The 14,948-nt window shown below is 56.3% G+C and carries 14 protein-coding genes; 3 read left to right on the top strand and 11 right to left on the bottom strand.

The window, feature by feature from the left end; genetic code table 11:
• Nucleotides 1–116 precede the first annotated feature (116 nt).
• From CYB_RS10365 to CYB_RS10390, 5 genes are all read right to left on the bottom strand, one after another.
• Nucleotides 117–1,427 (bottom strand): (Fe-S)-binding protein, encoded by a 1,311-nt coding sequence (locus tag CYB_RS10365; protein WP_011433755.1) that lies wholly within the window; start codon nt 1,425–1,427, stop codon nt 117–119.
• A gap of 168 nt (nt 1,428–1,595) precedes the next feature.
• A complete protein-coding gene (locus CYB_RS10370; RefSeq protein WP_041436667.1) occupies nt 1,596–4,286 on the bottom strand; it encodes a tetratricopeptide repeat protein in 2,691 nt (896 codons plus the stop codon).
• Nucleotides 4,283–5,506, bottom strand: a complete 1,224-nt coding sequence (locus CYB_RS10375) for a class I SAM-dependent methyltransferase (protein WP_011433757.1) — start codon at nt 5,504–5,506, stop codon at nt 4,283–4,285. Before CYB_RS10375 ends, CYB_RS10370 begins: the two co-directional genes overlap by 4 nt.
• A 235-nt stretch (nt 5,507–5,741) precedes the next feature.
• Entirely contained in the window at nt 5,742–6,515 is a 774-nt protein-coding gene (locus tag CYB_RS10385; protein WP_041436669.1) for a hypothetical protein, read from the bottom strand.
• 14 nt (nt 6,516–6,529) lie between these two features.
• Nucleotides 6,530–7,423, bottom strand: a complete 894-nt coding sequence (locus CYB_RS10390; RefSeq protein WP_011433759.1) for a radical SAM/SPASM domain-containing protein — start codon at nt 7,421–7,423, stop codon at nt 6,530–6,532.
• A gap of 426 nt (nt 7,424–7,849) precedes the next feature.
• On the opposite strand from CYB_RS10390, the gene CYB_RS10395 reads away from it, so the two are divergent.
• Nucleotides 7,850–8,170 carry a hypothetical protein gene (locus CYB_RS10395; protein ID WP_041436671.1) on the top strand — a complete coding sequence of 107 codons (321 nt, stop codon included), beginning with the start codon at nt 7,850–7,852 and terminating at the stop codon, nt 8,168–8,170.
• A 10-nt stretch (nt 8,171–8,180) separates the two neighbouring features.
• On the opposite strand, the gene CYB_RS10400 is transcribed toward CYB_RS10395, so the two are convergent.
• A complete protein-coding gene (locus CYB_RS10400) occupies nt 8,181–10,067 on the bottom strand; it encodes an AMP-dependent synthetase/ligase (protein ID WP_011433761.1) in 1,887 nt (628 codons plus the stop codon).
• A 299-nt stretch (nt 10,068–10,366) separates the two neighbouring features.
• Complete coding sequence (locus tag CYB_RS15175) at nt 10,367–10,693, bottom strand: hypothetical protein (RefSeq protein WP_187147231.1); 327 nt, start codon at nt 10,691–10,693, stop codon at nt 10,367–10,369.
• On the opposite strand from CYB_RS15175, the gene CYB_RS10410 reads away from it, so the two are divergent.
• Entirely contained in the window at nt 10,686–11,420 is a 735-nt protein-coding gene (locus tag CYB_RS10410) for a protein-L-isoaspartate(D-aspartate) O-methyltransferase (RefSeq protein WP_011433763.1), read from the top strand. The two genes, CYB_RS15175 and CYB_RS10410, sit on opposite strands and share 8 nt — an antisense overlap.
• Here the strand turns inward: CYB_RS10410 and CYB_RS10415 are convergent.
• Entirely contained in the window at nt 11,417–12,157 is a 741-nt protein-coding gene (locus tag CYB_RS10415; protein WP_011433764.1) for a glycerophosphodiester phosphodiesterase, read from the bottom strand. The genes CYB_RS10410 and CYB_RS10415 overlap by 4 nt on opposite strands.
• 361 nt (nt 12,158–12,518) lie before the next feature.
• On the opposite strand from CYB_RS10415, the gene CYB_RS10420 reads away from it, so the two are divergent.
• Nucleotides 12,519–12,704, top strand: a complete 186-nt coding sequence (locus CYB_RS10420) for a hypothetical protein (protein WP_011433765.1) — start codon at nt 12,519–12,521, stop codon at nt 12,702–12,704.
• A gap of 4 nt (nt 12,705–12,708) precedes the next feature.
• Here CYB_RS10420 and CYB_RS10425 read toward each other — a convergent pair whose 3' ends face one another.
• From CYB_RS10425 to CYB_RS15180, 3 genes are all read right to left on the bottom strand, one after another.
• Complete coding sequence (locus CYB_RS10425; RefSeq protein WP_011433766.1) at nt 12,709–13,230, bottom strand: peroxiredoxin; 522 nt, start codon at nt 13,228–13,230, stop codon at nt 12,709–12,711.
• A gap of 179 nt (nt 13,231–13,409) precedes the next feature.
• A complete protein-coding gene (locus tag CYB_RS10430) occupies nt 13,410–13,868 on the bottom strand; it encodes a GNAT family N-acetyltransferase (protein ID WP_238376763.1) in 459 nt (152 codons plus the stop codon).
• Between the two features lie 308 nt (nt 13,869–14,176).
• Nucleotides 14,177–14,335 (bottom strand): hypothetical protein, encoded by a 159-nt coding sequence (locus CYB_RS15180; RefSeq protein ID WP_011433768.1) that lies wholly within the window; start codon nt 14,333–14,335, stop codon nt 14,177–14,179.
• Nucleotides 14,336–14,948 lie beyond the last annotated feature (613 nt).

Raw genomic sequence — 14,948 nt, forward strand, 5'->3', positions numbered from 1 at the left:
TTTACATAGCCGCGGCCAACATGCTTAGTTTAATGGCTATTTCGGTTCCGCAAAGTAACCAATTGTTCAGCAGATCGGGGACTAGAGGCAGCCCCTGTAGCTTGTTCGCGAAAGCGTCACGCAGCGGTAAGGGCGCGATCCAACAATTCCATCGGGTGATAGATGGGGATCCCGGCTTTGCCCTGTAGGCGCAGATGTTTCTGGATTTGTAGGCGGCAGCCGATATTGGCGGAGACGATCCCCTGGGCGCCAGTGTTGAGCAAGTTCGTCACCTTCTGGGATCCCAGCTCATCCGCCACCTGGGGTTGCAACAGGTTATAGACGCCGGAGCTACCACAGCAGAGGGCGGCATCGACGGGATCCCGCAGCTCCAGCCCTGGGATTTGCCGCAGCAGGTGTCGGGGTTCCTGGCTGAGCCGCTGCCCATGCAGCATGTGACAGGCATCCTGGTAGACCAGCACCAGGGGTTCCGGCTGTAGCGGATGTAGAGGAGCCGTTAACCCCACCTGAGCGAGAAACTCCTGAATGTCCTTGACCTGGGCGGCAAATCGGGCTGCCTTCTCTTTGTAGTCGGGATCCCTGGCCAATAGGTGGCCATAGTCTTTCAGGGTATGTCCGCAGCCGGAAGCGGTGATCAGAATGGCATCCAACTCGTAATCGGCAAAGGCATCGATCATCTGGCGGGCCAGGGTTTCCGCCTGCTGCAGTTGCCCTTGATGGTGGGGCAAGGCCGCACAACAGCCCTGGACAGGCGGGATCACCACCTCACAGCCGTTGTGGGTCAAGACGCGAATGCTGGCCTCATTTACCTGTGGGGCAAACAGGCGCTGCACGCAGCCCAAAATGAGTCCCACCCGAAAACGGCGTTCTCCCACCGCCGGGATCCGCTCAGGGTAACGCTTGGGCAGCAGTTGCTCCACCTCCAGGGGGGGCATCAGGGATTCCATGGCCGCCAAACGCGGGGAGACCTTTTCCAGACCCTTTCGGATCCAAGCGCCGATCCCCATTTTTTGGTACAGCCAGAGAGGCCACAGCAGCGGTTGCAGCCGCTCCGGGTAAGGAAACACCGAGAAGATGAACTGGCGGTAAAGCCGATCCCAAAAACTGCGGGAGTAGTTGCGCTCAATCTGCGGGCGGGTGGCGGCAATTAAGCGGTCATATTGCACCCCCGATGGACAGGCCGTAACACAGGCCAAACAGCCCAAGCAACTGTCGAAGTGGGAAACCACTGCCGCTGAGAGAGAGATTTGGCCCTGATTGAGGGCGTCCATCTGGTAGATGCGGCCCCGCGGCGAGTCCGTCTCTTTGCCGATTACACGGTAGCTGGGGCAGGTGGTCAGGCAAAACCCACAATGCACACAGGCATCGATCAGCTTCGGATCCGGGGGATCCACCCCATCAAAACCCGGCCCTTGCGATAAACTCATTGGCTTCGACCTATCGCGCTCTCAGCTCTACATGGCCATGCAGGGAGACAATTGGCAGCTTGCCATCCTGCCTGCAGTTTTTCTGCATCTTAATCCCAGAGTGAGGGGGTTGATTACATCCCACGGCAGAGCAAAGCTGCCAGGCCTGGCCAGAGCCTCCCAAAAAGGTCAGCTCCCGCCCTTGGGAGGCGGCACCCGGAAGCCACTTGGCAGCTTCTCGCCCTGGGCAGCCGCTTCCAGCGCCGCTAGGAGGAAGGCTTCGAATTGACGCACCGCCCCTAGGTCGAAGTACAGGTGCGTTTTGGCTGCTGCTACAGCCTTGCTGGCAAAAGCGAGGCAGCGTTCTTGGTCACGAGCAAAAGCAAGGGCTGTGGGCGCATAGTCCTCGATGGAGGGGGCAATAGGCGCAATCTCGGCGATCCCCATCTGCTCGTAGGCTGCTGCCACAAAACGCCCACGGGCAAAGCGCCCAGGCCAGGTGACAATTGGTTTGCCGTAAGCCATGGACTCGTAGAGAGTGTTGCCTGAGCCGAAATGAATGGGATCCAGCAAAACATTACAGTGGGCCACCAAAGCCATGAAGCGATCAAGCGGCTGGCGCGGCAGGAAGCAGACCCGTTCGTTGAGGATAGGGGCACTCTTTGCCCAGCGCGCCCTGAGCTGCTCGCTCCAAGCCTTGGCGGGGATCTCAAGCATGACAATGTGGCCCTCGGGGTCGCCCTCAGCAATGGCTGCTAGCACCGCGTCGAAGTCAGGGTGCAGCTTAAACAAAGCTTGAGGGCAGCCGTAGAGCCGGCCGTGCTCTGGCAGGCCCAGTTCTGTGCGGGAGGGAATTGACGTTGGCAAGCTGAAAAGTTGGTAGCAAAAGGGGAGGCGGGTAAAACGCACCAAGCACTCACTGTAGTAGGCTTCTGCTCCTTCCGGTTCCATCGGCGCATCTCCCCCTAGGAAGTAATCAACTGTATCGATGCCGGTGGTATCCGGATGGCCGTAACTAACCATCTGCACAGGCGCAAGCCGCGCATAGGCCAGAAAGTAGGTGGATGGCCACATGCCAATGTCGGGGTAGAAGAGGGCATCGAGTTCAAGGGCTGCAACTTGTGCTTGCCACTGGGGAAGTCGACCGCTGAGGGTCACCGTTCGGTCGCAAGCAGCTTCCAACCTAGCTCGCAGTTGGTCACGCTTGGCTTGTGGTGGGTAGATGAGGATGACCTCAAAGCGGGAACGGTCAAGCTGAACCAGAAGGCCCTGGTAGAGCTTGCCGATGGTGTGGTTGACAAGCAACTGGGAGCAAAAGCCAACCCGGATGCGCCGACCTGTAGGGAACTGCCAGCGGGCAACATGCGGCGCTTCAAAGTTCAACTGCGGCGCCTTAGCCCGAAAGAGCCGACAGAGACCTTCCATGAGCGCTCGGTCGTCGGCGTTGTGGTAGGCAAGGTAGAAGGAACGAGGGTCGCTGAAGTATTGGGTTGGGTCGGTCAAGGTTCCAGGCAGGTCCAGCAGAGCGTTAAGGCCCTCCCGATAGCGAGCTCGCCAGTGGGCAATGGCCGCTTGGGACTCGGGGATGGCTGGTAAGCGAAGCCGACCCGCAATCTGGGTGGCAAGGATCCGCTCGGCCGCATCGGAGGGCTGGGGTCTACATTGGCGGGCCGCCTGTAACACTTCCTCAGCTTCCCCATCCTTTCCTTGAGCTGCCAAAGCAAAGGCCAAAGCTAGATGGGCGTCGAAGTGGTGCGGCTTTTTCTGCAGGGCAAGGCGCGCACAGCTTTCTGCTTCTTGGAGTTGGTCAGAAAACCCGTAGACTTCTGCCTTTGCCAGGAGGCTCTCAACAAAGTGGGGACAAAGGGTTAGGGCTTTGTCAAAGTAATCCAGCGCCTTGGGAAAGTCATAGTTAGCTACGGCCAATCGTCCAAGGCAGTAGAGTGCTTCTACCCGCTGTGGGTTGAACTGCAGTGCCGCTTGGTAGGCGCTTGCAGCTCGCTCCCTTTCGCCACTTCCCAACAGCGCACTTCCATAGTTGACCCAAGCGTCGGCATAGGTTGGGTTAAGCTCAATTGCCCGCAAGGCAACCGCTTGCGCTTCAGGCCATTTGCCAATCTCTTGCAACAGAGCTGAAAAATTGCTGTATATCTCGGCATCCTCGGGATAAGCCAGCAGTGCCTGCCGGAAGAGAGCTTCATTTTCCTCATAGCGCTCTTGGGCATGAAGAGATAGGGCCAGGGCAAGCAGGGCCTCGCGCTGATTGGGCTCAATGGCAAGAGCCCGCCGAGCTGCCTCTTCCGCTGCCACTGCCTCCCCCTGTTTCCAGCGCACCTGGGCAATAATGGCCCAGGCCAGGGCAAGACCTGGGTTTTTGGCAAGTAGCCGCTGGGCTTTTTCCAAAACAAGGGCTAGGTTGCCACTGTTGTAGGCAGCTGCTGCTTCCTGTAGCTCGCTGGCTTCTTCCTCGGTGGGGGGCTGCGTTGCTGGCAGAGGGTCAGGAGAGGGAGCTTCTCCCTTCAGGGTGGCGGCCGCTAGCCGCGCAGTTAGCTCGACAACAGCGGGCCCTTCCAAACCGTGGGCGCACGCTTCGGCAAGAACCCGCTCGGCCTCCCCGTATTCACCACACTCCAGCAGGGCTTCAACCAAAGCTAGCCAATATTGACCAACCGTTGGATTGGCGCTGACTGCCGTCACCAAATGGGACAGTGCCGACCGGGGCTGCCCCCGCTGACGGGCAAGTTGGCCCAGAAGGTGGTGGGCGTAGTGGTGGCGGGGGGCAACCTGCAGGATGGCCCGATAGAGCCGCTCTGCTTCTTCCAGGTGCCCCTGCTGGTGGTGGTCAATAGCTTGCTGCAGAAGGTTGCTTAGCTCCATCATCGGCCCTCTAGTTTGGGCAAGGCATAGGGATGAGCAGAATGCCAGTAGTCGACTAGTTGCCCTTGGTGCTCGATAAGCACCTGCTTTGGCTCTATCCCAAGCCTAGCCATCTCGGCAACAATGTCAGCGGCGCGCCATTGGGTTGGGATGATGACCACGTCTGGGGTCTGCGTTTTCAGCTCCTCTGGGCTGACAATTTGCTGGCCAACGCCGGCAACATAGGTGCCAACTTTGTTTGGATCGGAATCGACAACCCAGGTAAGCCAATTGGTCTTAACCCCAAAGTGGTGCATGAAGGCTGCCCCTTTCCCCGTGCCTCCCCAGAGGGCAACTCGCAGGCCACTGTTAGCCAGCTCTTGAAGCTGGGCAGCAATTTTGCGGCGAGCCTTTTGGCTGCCTTGCTCAAATTTGGCTGCTGCTTCAGCCCGGAGCCGCCAGGCTAGCGGTAGCTGCAGCTCAACGATGGCCAACACCACTTCCCCATCGTAGGCGTGCCACAAGCTCACAATTGCACCGACGCGCTGTAGCAGGGCACGCAGCGACTCAGTGCTAAACTGCTGGGGGTGTTCGTAGTAAAAATCCACCAGTCGCCCTGTGGCAAAGACCCGGTCGATACAGGGCACTTCAGCAAGCAGGCGCACAGTCTTTTTACAGCAACCTGCAGCCCATGCCAACTGCTGTAGGAAGGCTGCTGGTTGGCTAAAGTGCTCCAGGACATGACGCATCACCACCAGATCCGGCTGGAGGTGCAGCAGATCTTCAACAGGGTCAAAAAGCCGCGCCTCAAATTGAAACTCACTGGGGAAGTCGTCCGGTTGGTGAGGGTCAAATCCAATGTACCGCCCTTGCCGGCGAGCAGCTAAAGACCGCAGAAAGTGACCACAACCGCAGCCAATCTCAACCACGGTTGGGTTCTCAGGTAGGCGGGTCAGCACCTCATCGACCAGTTGCGCCAGATGCCGGTTCCACAAGACCCCGGCGTTGAACATGAGGTTCGGCTGACTGCCGTACGGGACATCCTCATAGCGGAAGGCGCGATTCCAGACATGGCCACAGGCGAGGCACTGCACAAAGTCAAGCCGATAGGGGGGCATGGCCCGTGCCTCCTCTTCAGTACGTGGCCAGCCCAATGTGGCAAGTGGCGCAGCCCCTCCGTCAAAAAAAGGGTGAGCCACTGATTCGCCACAGGCAGGACAGGGATCCGTATAAAGAGGAGTCATGCTCTACACTTACTCGAGCACAGTATAAGACATGCTCGTCGCGTAAGGGAAGCGAAAGAGACGGAGATTGCGGAGGCCCAGCATCTCGATCGTTGCCAGTGTTTCACCCGGAAACTGACGCATGTTGAGCTCATCGAACAAGATCACAGCTCCCTTTGGCATGCGTGGCACAAGCAACTCCAGCGCTAGCTTTGTCTGCAAATTGCTCCTTGAGTCGCTTCATTTTCACCCTCGCTTATCGTAAAGTCTTCCAAGCCTCTGCTGCCTCCTGGGAGAGAGTGCCGGCATAGTAGCCCTGAATCGGAAAGCAAAACGGTTGATCTTCAGCAGGCTTGCGCAGAACACAGTAAAGCAAGGCGTTTTGGCCAATCTGGTTTTTAGTGACCAGTTCGAGGATATCCTCGCGTTTCCATAGCTGTACGAACTTCAGTGGATTATACTCGACGTAGAGATAGGCCATTATCGTGTAGCTGTTTGCCTGGGCTAGATCCCAGAAAAAGGTCGGCTGCACGTTGTAAAAACCGTGATCGAGCCAGCCGGTAAATGGCAGACCGTGGATCATTAGGCCACCAGGCAGCGTGTAGTCGTGTATGGTTTTCATCACCTGGGCAATATTGAAGATGTGCTCGGCTGTGCCAAGGTTAAAAACAGCATGGTAACGCTGAGGCAACTCGATAGGGAAATTGAGATCCAGCTTGAGAGCTGCCTCCGTGCCATGAAGATCCACCGCTGTCATCGAACGTGGCTGCCAGAAGGTGCGCCAAAAGACCTTGGCGATCTCGAACAGCATTCCAGGGCGCTTAGCCTGAGTAATTTCATCAAGTTGACGGAAGAGGGCAGTACGTTCTTCCTCTTTGGCAAAGCGATAAATGTCTTGGCCAAGCTGCTCGACAGCCACGTCGCCGTACCAGTTGGCCTCGCCCAGTTCCAAACAGTCGCCTCCAAGCGGAATAGCGTTTTGTTGCCGCATTTGGCTAAATAGAACGTATTCGATGGCAGTGATAGCCATGGATCTCTCCTTGTTTAAAGGAAGTTGCAGCGGCGGCATGGCTCTACCTGCAGACGGTTGTCCACCGTCGCGCGCAGTCGGCGATAGCTTGGGCTGTTGTAGATGTCGAGGACATGCTGCTCCCGAACGTTGCCTATGGGGTAGCGTGCCTGGCCATCGGCGCAACAGTGGGCTACCACACCCGTTGCCGTGATTGATATGTCAAACCAGCGAGTGCAGGCTATGGGCGGTGCCGTGGGAGGCGACACATCGACCTGGCCAAGCCAGTTCATGCGCGGAAAAATGCTAACTTCGAACAATGGATACGTTGTCCTTACCCAGGTAATGAAATCCTCATCAGCTGCTGTGCCGTCTCCAACACGGGATAGCACAATGCGCATTGGCAAGCGTCCCTCAGCTTTTGCTTTGTGAAGTCTGTCCAGGCTTTCGCGAGTCCGTCTGTAGGGCAACTTCATCGTTGCCTCGTATTCGTCTGGGCGGTGATCGTTGAAGCTAACCCACAAGTAACCAAGATTGGGAAACTGTGTTAATCGTTCCACAATCCGCTCGTTGATGAGGGAGCCATTGGTAGTCAAGGTGATGGTAGCGTGCGGTAGCTCAGACTGAAGATATGTAAGCAAATCGAAGATCCGTGTATCCAAAAATGGCTCATTAACCTTAAAAGGACTTAATTGAAAGCGATGAAGACGCGGAATGTCTTTGAGGTCATTGACAATTTTTTCTATTAGAGAATCATCCATCTTTGCTCCCTTTCTTTCCAGTGAAGAATAGGGACAAAAGTTGCAGGCAGCGTTGCAACGTGCCATCGTTTCCAGATGGACATGAGCTGGAAAGTCAATGTATGAACTCTCCCGCATCGCCAGAGCTCTGCGCTGATAGTCCAGCAAGTTCGGCGGAATTGTGCTCATCTCACTGTCCTCCTGCAGCATGCAATTGTCTACTCATTAAAACATTGCAACAGGCTCCCCCGTGTGGGCGCTTCGCACCCCTAGCAGGAACGCTGCTGCCTGCGGTAACTCTAACCTAGAGCATGACTCTAGTCAGTAATAAGCTCAACTATACTGAAAATAATGTATAATATGTTCAGTACGGATTACTACCAGTTGATCTTTCTGTTTACTTTCGAGTCTGCCAACATGGTAGCCAAAGCAAAGCAGAAAATTGGTAGTAAGACGACACGGAAACTGCGCTTTGGGTATTCTACTCAAAGCTTTGCGGGATACCGCCATTCTGTTTGGACTCCGTCCCGCTAACGCGAATGGAAACAAACAGAATGCTATCGCTGCATAGTTGAACAGTGATGTTCAGCAGTGTTCAGCGTAAATGTATCAGCCATGAACTGGCAACACCTCTTCACTCGCGCTTTTTGGGCGGCGACCCTCGCCAGCTTGTGCCTGCCGGGAGCGGTTCTGGCCCAGGCTAACCTGCGGGAACTCCCTCCAGACCTGGCAGAACAGCTAACCACAGAGCAAATTTTGCAAGCCTGCGCCGCCAACCAAGCCGATACCCTGCCCAGCCCCTTCCCGGACGTGGTGCCGACCGACTGGGCCTACAAGGCAGTGCTGACGCTCTACTACTGTGGGGCCTACCGGGGGGCTATCCCACCGGAGACCTTCCGGCGCTACCTGGAGCAACAACGGGGATCCCAAACCTAGAAGGCTGGCTCTACTTCAAAGATCGGTACATCTCCTCGATGAGGTGAGCGTAGCGCTCCGCCACAGGGTTGCGCTTAATTTTCAGCGTCTGGGTCATGAGGCCGTTTTCCACACTCAAGGGCTCCGGCAAGAAGCGAAAGTCGCTGACCTGCTCGTCGGGCCGGTAGCCAGGGCGTTCTTGGATGCGGCGGCGCACCTCCTGCAAAATCAAGGTGCGGGTCTGGGGCTGGGCCAGCAGCTCGGCATCCTCAGCCGGGATCCCTTGCTCAGCAGCCCAGGCTTTGAGGGCATCGAGGTTGGGGTAGATGAGGGCAGCCAATTTCTTTTGGTCTTGCCCGACGATCACGATTTGGCTGATGTAAGGAGACTGCAGACAAGCATCTTCCAGCGGCTGGGGCTCAATATTCTCCCCGTTGAGTAGGACGATGACATCCTTGGCTCTGCCGGTGATCACCAGTTGCCCATCGGGGGTGAGCCAGCCCAGATCCCCGGTTTCAAACCAGCCGTCGGAGCTGAGCACCTTGGCAGTGGCTTCCGGGTTGTTGTAGTAGCCCATCATCACCTGCGGGCCACGGGCCAGGATTAGTCCTTTTTCTCTAGGGGGCAGCGGCTGTCGAGTTTCAGGATCCACAATGCGAAACTCCGTCCCCGGCAGAGGGGGGCCAGCCGTACCGCGCACATTGTTGTCTGGACGCCGCGCGCACAACACCGGCGAAGTTTCGGTGAGGCCGTAGCCATTCAAGATGGAAATGCCCACCACCTCGTAGAACAGATCCAAGTAGGCAGGCAGGGATCCACCGCCGCTGATGGCATGTTGAAAATTGGGGCCCAACGCCTGTCGCACCTTGCGGTAGATGAGCGCATCGGCCAATCGGTGCAGGGGCCAGAGCAGCCAATGTTGCAGGCGAGCCTGCAGACGCACCCAGGGGCTGACTCCGTAATGCAAAATCGACTGGTTGCGAGCTATCCGTCCAGAGAGCACATGGCTCTCACTCACGGCCATCAGAGCGCGGATCAGCCGCTGCATCAGGGGGCTTTTCTCTTTGAATTGCCGTTGGATCCCTTCATAAACGGTTTCCCAAATCCGCGGCACTGCCACCAGAAAATGGGGGTGCTCCTGTTGGAAATCTTGTTTGATAAAGCGAGGGCTGGTATAGACCAGCATGCAGGCACGGCTGAGGAGAAAATACTCGCAAGCCCGCTCATAAGAGTGCCAAGTGGGCAGAATGGTCAACACCTTATTCCCCGGTTGTGGCTGTACGACCACGCCCAAGTTCTCCACCTGGTGCATCAGGTTGCCGTGGCTGAGCATCACCCCCTTGGGCCGACCGGAGGTGCCGGAGGTGTAGATGATGGTGGCCAGTTGGGATCGCTCCAGCTTTGGGGGTTGGTAGGTGTGTTCCCGACCCTTTTGCAGCCATTGGGAAAAGTTCAGCACCCCTGCTTCCTGCTCATCGGAAAGCAACAGCAGCCGTTCCAGGCCCAGCTCCTGCACATCCGGCCGGATCCGCCTCAGGGTCTTCAGATCCTGAGCAATCAGGGCCGTGCTACCGGAGTGGCGCAAGATGTAGCCCAGCTCACTGGGATCCGCCACAGCGCTGCGGGGCACATTCACAGCTCCCGTGAACATCGTGGCCAGATCGGCCATCAGCCAGCGGGGGGAGTTATCGGCAAAAATGGCCACCCGATCCCCCGGGCAAATGCCCAAAGCCTGCAGGCCAGCCGCCAGGGTTTGAATGCGGCGAAACAGCTCTCCATAAGACATCTCGAAAACTGGCTGCGCGTGGGGATCCCGTAGGGCAACTTGACCGGCAAACTCTTCCGCCAGCACTTGCCAAACGTTCAGCAGCGTCATCTCAGGGGCAGTGGGAGTAGCAGAAGCGGCAGCAGTTGTCATAGATCTGTACCGTAAATTACGTTTACAGTCTATTAAACCCAGCCTCTCTCCCCACGTGTCGCTAGGACAGTTCCCAGCCTGTCACCCCATTCACCATCTTCCCCTTGCGGGGAAAAGGTAAGGATCAACACTATAAAATCTTGCGCTGGCAGAACCAGGGTGGTGATTGCTCGCCCCGGCAGATTGCGCACAAAACTTTACAATTTTGATCAAACCGGATCCCATATCTCCCATGGGGATCCCGGCTGTAAGCTTCATCTGAAGTTCCAGAAGGCCACGCAGGATCAGGACAAAGGCTCCTAGGGATTTTGTTTCACTTTTTCCATCTTCCCATTCGGCAACAATCTCTTCATCAAGTGGTGAAGTCTTGCCAAAAGTAAGCCAGGATCAGCGTAGGGCTCCACAGGCATCTTTTCCCTCACCCTTAACCTCTCTTCCGATGAAAGAAATGGGGTCACGCCATCCTCGCAATAGGCAGCCATTGTCTTCGGCCCTGCCGACAAGGAGAAAAAGCAGGCGGGGATCCATAAGCCCATAAAGCAAACAGCTGCGGTGTTATCCACAGCTTGAGCAGAGTCCAGATCTGAGCAGCTCATCGTTTCTGGAGGTTGTGTATCGGTGATCAACCCATTCTCATCCTTCCGGTGGAGACATTCTTCTCGCTCTCCAGCTGGGATCCCAGAAGTTGAACCTCAGCCCCCAGACGCTTCCGATCCTTTTGCTTCCCAACGGGAGCAGATGGTCAAGAAACAGCTCATCAAACGAGGGATCCGAGATCCACGGGTACTGGAAGCCATGGGAAAAGTGCCGCGTCACCTTTTTGTCCCCTCTGATCTGCGGGATCGGGCCTACAGGGATTGCCCTCTGCCCATCGGCTATGGCCAGACCATTTCTCAGCCCTATATTGTTGCTTTTATGACAGAAGCTGCTCGCCTCACGCCTGAATCGGTGGTGTTGGAAATCGGCACCGGCTCCGGCTATCAGGCGGCTGTTTTGGCAGAGCTGGCCCGGCAAGTGTATAGCCTGGAGCGTCTGTCCCCATTGGCTGCTCAAGCTCAACAAACCCTCGCTGCCCTGGGCTATCGCAACGTGGAAGTGCGTCAGGGGGATGGCTACCAAGGTTGGCCAGAGCATGCTCCCTACGATGCCATTCTGGTGACGGCAGCGCCCCCAACTGTGCCCATGGTGCTGCTGGATCAACTGGCGGTGGGGGGCACCTTGGTGGTGCCGGTGGGAGAAAGCCCTTCGGACTCCGGTGCCCAGGGATCCCAGTCCTTGCTGATCCTCTGCAAAACAGCCCAAGGATGGGTTCAAAAAGGGGCTTTTCCAGTGCAGTTTGTGCCCATGGTCTAGGGTTTTGCCCCCTCTATTTCTGCCAAAAGGTGGGCGCGAATTTGCAAAGCCAATTGGGGACGGTCGGTAATCAACCCTTGAACAACGGGATTTTGTCCTACTGAGCCGGCAAATGGCTGCAAGCACAACTTCATCACTTCAGGATCGTTCACCGTCCAAACGTACAGAGGGATCCCGGCCTGTTCAGCTTCAGCCAAGAACTGCAAGTTCACCCAACTGTAGTGGGAGGCCAGAAAATCCGCTCCCAACTCCCGGCAACGGGTAAGTAAAGATCCCTTGGCTTGCTCCTCAGCCTTTGCCTCGATCAACAGGCCAACCTTGGGTTGCGGGGACAAAAGCGTTTTAACCCGCTGCACCACCTGAGGCAAAAAAGAGGTGATCACAAATTCTTCGGGGGTCAAAATATCGCTAACGAGGGCAAGGACTTGTTCCTCATAGCCTGCTTCTTTGAGTTCGATATCGAGGGTGATCTTGCCCTTGATATGTGACAGGGTCTCTTCAAGAGTGGGAATCGTGGGTTTGCGGGCCCGAATCTCGGCCCAAGTTAATGCGGCCAAAGGCTGTCCATCCAAATCGGCATCGTGAACAACCAGTGGGATCCCATCTCGGCTACAGCGCACATCCAGCTCAATTTGCTCGGCCCCCACTTCAACAGCAGCAGCAAAAGCGGCCAACGTGTTTTCCTCGGCGTGGGTGTGCTCCCCACGGTGGGCGACAATCTGGGTGTAGGGGAGCATGTCAGCACCTGTAAACTACCCGACACCAACCGCTAGGCGGTACGGAGCGGGCTTTTAGTAGCCCTGCAGTTAGCAAGCCAACCACGAGCCTCTGGGGTGGTTTACTGCACCCCCAATCGACCGTTACCAGTGCCCTAAACAACCGTTTCTGGTGTCCGCAGTATTATTATAGCATTCCTCCCGACACCGAACCTACGGGTACAGTGCGGGGCTCCTGCAATTTCTAGCTGAAGCGGGGTTGAGTGCCAGGTTGCGCAGCTCTATTATGATTGGCTCTCGGTGGTTCAGAAAGGGATCCCAGCAGGCGACACTCCCCCAGCGGAAGCGATAAGCTAGGAGAGTCAATTAGGTCTCTGAAGCTATGGACGCCGCCGAAATTGCCGCCTTGAAAGAGCGCATCAAGCTAATCCGCGAACGCCGGCCAGCGGTAGCCAAGCTGTTGGAAAAGCCAGACTTGGGCAGCTTGCGCGTGGATGTCAACCAAGCGCTGGAGGAGATCGACGAGTTGCTCCACGAGTTTGAGCAGACTTTTGGCCCGGAAAGCTAGAGGGCTAGTTCCTGATAAGCTGCTGCAACTGGGCCAGAACCTCAGCGCTGTGGCGGCTGGGGTTCACGATTGGGTCGATTTCTCGCAAAATCCCCTCCGGGTCGATCAAGAACGTATTGCGCAGGGCAACATCGCCCATCCAGGATCCGTAGGCTCGACTGACCGTGCCGTCGGGATCCGACAGCAAAGGAAACTGTAGCCCCTCTGCCGAGCAAAAGCGCCTGTGAGAGTCCACCGAGTCAGCGCTCACGCCCACAACCTGTGCCCCCATGGCCCGGAACTTGGGCAAATCTTGCTGAAAGCGGCGGGCCTCAATCGTACAGCCGGAAGTGAAGTCGCGGGGGTAAAAATACAACACCACCCACTCCCCCCGAAAATCCGCCAGCCGCCGTATTTGCCCGGATTGATCCGGCAATGCGAACTCCGGTGCCGGAGAACCTATTGGCGGGAGAGGAGTAGTTCCCCACTGGGCCCAGGCAGGCTGAGTCATCCCAAAGCCCACAAGCAGGCCCACAACCAATCCCATGAAAACCCTGCCCAATTCCCTCACTGCCCCTCCGAGACCTCTCTAGAACCCATCTCTAGTTTACATAACTTTATATGAGTCCAGGAACTCGCCTCACTGCGCAGAAGCAAGCCAGCGGGGTGGGAAGCATCTCCACTCTGCCAGCTCAATGTTGCCGCTTTGCCAATTCCTTTGCCAATTCAAGGTAACCACTTGCAGAGCAAAAGCTGCGGAGGGATCCCCAACCATCGCCAGAGTTGAGAGGTGCGTTCGATGGGGGTATAGCGCAGTTGAGCGTACAGTTGCCGCGCGGGGAGATTGTCTTCCAACACGTGCAGATGCAAACAGCGGTAGCCCCACCCTTTCGCCACCCCTTCAGCACTGAGCAAAAGCAGACGAGCAATTCCTCGCCGCCGCCAGCCGGGCAGCACCGCCAAGTTGGAGAGGTAGGGATACTTCCCGTAGGCTGTGACCCGCAAAGAGATCTCGGCAGTGCCCACCACTTCGGATCCCACCGCAGCTGCCAGACAGCAGTAGTGGGGATCCCTTGCGGCCAGCCTGAGGCGCAACTCTTCGCGAATGCCCAGCTTGCGAATTGGGTAGATCCAGCGTTGCAGGCCTGAGGGGGGATGAAAAACCTGGGCTAGAACTTCGGCCAAGGGATCCAGATCATTCGATGTAGCTGGGTAAACTACGGGGGAAGGCAACACAGGTTGAGATAGGGCAACCGCAAGCATTCTCCTTATTTTCCCAAACAACTTGCAAACAACAAAACAATAAGTGGTGACCCCCACGGGGAGCCACCACTGAACCGGTAGAACTTGGCCACAGGGAGGAAAACCACCCCTGCCGACGCGGACTAACCGCATCCAAGACTTAACTAAGACTTATTCAGTTGTCTTAACTTGTTTCCAATTTCTAGGCCAGCGCCAGTGGCCGCTCCGACACCAGAATCCGACTCTGAGGTTTACGATGAGATCTCCAGATCGCTAAAACGGCAGGCTGAGCCGTTGATGCGATAGATATCATCCGTGATGGGCTGGTAACCCACTTCCACCAGATCGGACTTGGCAGGAGCAAATATGCGGATAATTGCTCTAGCAATCTTTGAGAGAAAGGTAAACATAGCAACCTCCTGAAAGTGAGAGTGAAACTATGAACTGAGAGAACCTCGAATTGCTAAAGCCCGCAGTCCTTGTCCCACTGAGCGCTGGTTCCGACTCGCAGAGCTTGCAGGTTGAGAGCACCTGAACCTGATCACCGATTTTCCCACCCTGACTCGCTCATGAATGGAGACTCAAAATAGCCGGCTGAGCTTGTTGATCTGGCAAAACCACTTTTATTTGAGAATTATTTGAGGAACACCTAGAGCGCTCTCTCACTTTCCCAGTGGCTTGTGCAGCAAGCCCAACTGCTATCTGCTTAACTCCCTTGTTCTGCTTTGAGGAAAACCTGTCGTAGGTACCAGGTGCTCTGCTGAGCGAGACAACCACTTCTCAGGAGAGTCTGCCGAAGCAACGGATCGGAAGCTTGGATCAAAGCGTTGACCGACAGAGAATTTTGGACTTGAATTTTGGATTTGATTCAATCGAGAAGCGGTGCCTCGCGTTTGGGATGGGGATGAGATATTATCCTCCTCGCCTGAATCACCACATCCATAATCTAACCTATAGCCGATCTCTCCACCAAGGGCGGCAACCATTCTTAACAGGCTGGATCATTCCTTTAACTTGGTCTTT

Source organism: Synechococcus sp. JA-2-3B'a(2-13) (assembly GCF_000013225.1).
Lineage (GTDB): Bacteria > Cyanobacteriota > Cyanobacteriia > Thermostichales > Thermostichaceae > Thermostichus.

What these genes read in the sequence shown, in the direction of transcription:
- CYB_RS10365 (WP_011433755.1), bottom strand. Translation starts at nt 1,427, where the DNA reads ATGAGTTTATCGCAAGGGCCGGGTTTTGATGGGGTGGATCCCCCGGAT.
- CYB_RS10370 (WP_041436667.1), bottom strand. Translation starts at nt 4,286, where the DNA reads ATGATGGAGCTAAGCAACCTTCTGCAGCAAGCTATTGACCACCACCAG.
- CYB_RS10375 (WP_011433757.1), bottom strand. Translation starts at nt 5,506, where the DNA reads ATGACTCCTCTTTATACGGATCCCTGTCCTGCCTGTGGCGAATCAGTG.
- CYB_RS10385 (WP_041436669.1), bottom strand. Translation starts at nt 6,515, where the DNA reads ATGGCTATCACTGCCATCGAATACGTTCTATTTAGCCAAATGCGGCAA.
- CYB_RS10390 (WP_011433759.1), bottom strand. Translation starts at nt 7,423, where the DNA reads ATGAGCACAATTCCGCCGAACTTGCTGGACTATCAGCGCAGAGCTCTG.
- CYB_RS10395 (WP_041436671.1), top strand. Translation starts at nt 7,850, where the DNA reads ATGAACTGGCAACACCTCTTCACTCGCGCTTTTTGGGCGGCGACCCTC.
- CYB_RS10400 (WP_011433761.1), bottom strand. Translation starts at nt 10,067, where the DNA reads ATGACAACTGCTGCCGCTTCTGCTACTCCCACTGCCCCTGAGATGACG.
- CYB_RS10415 (WP_011433764.1), bottom strand. Translation starts at nt 12,157, where the DNA reads ATGCTCCCCTACACCCAGATTGTCGCCCACCGTGGGGAGCACACCCAC.
- CYB_RS10420 (WP_011433765.1), top strand. Translation starts at nt 12,519, where the DNA reads ATGGACGCCGCCGAAATTGCCGCCTTGAAAGAGCGCATCAAGCTAATC.
- CYB_RS10425 (WP_011433766.1), bottom strand. Translation starts at nt 13,230, where the DNA reads ATGGGATTGGTTGTGGGCCTGCTTGTGGGCTTTGGGATGACTCAGCCT.
- CYB_RS15180 (WP_011433768.1), bottom strand. Translation starts at nt 14,335, where the DNA reads ATGTTTACCTTTCTCTCAAAGATTGCTAGAGCAATTATCCGCATATTT.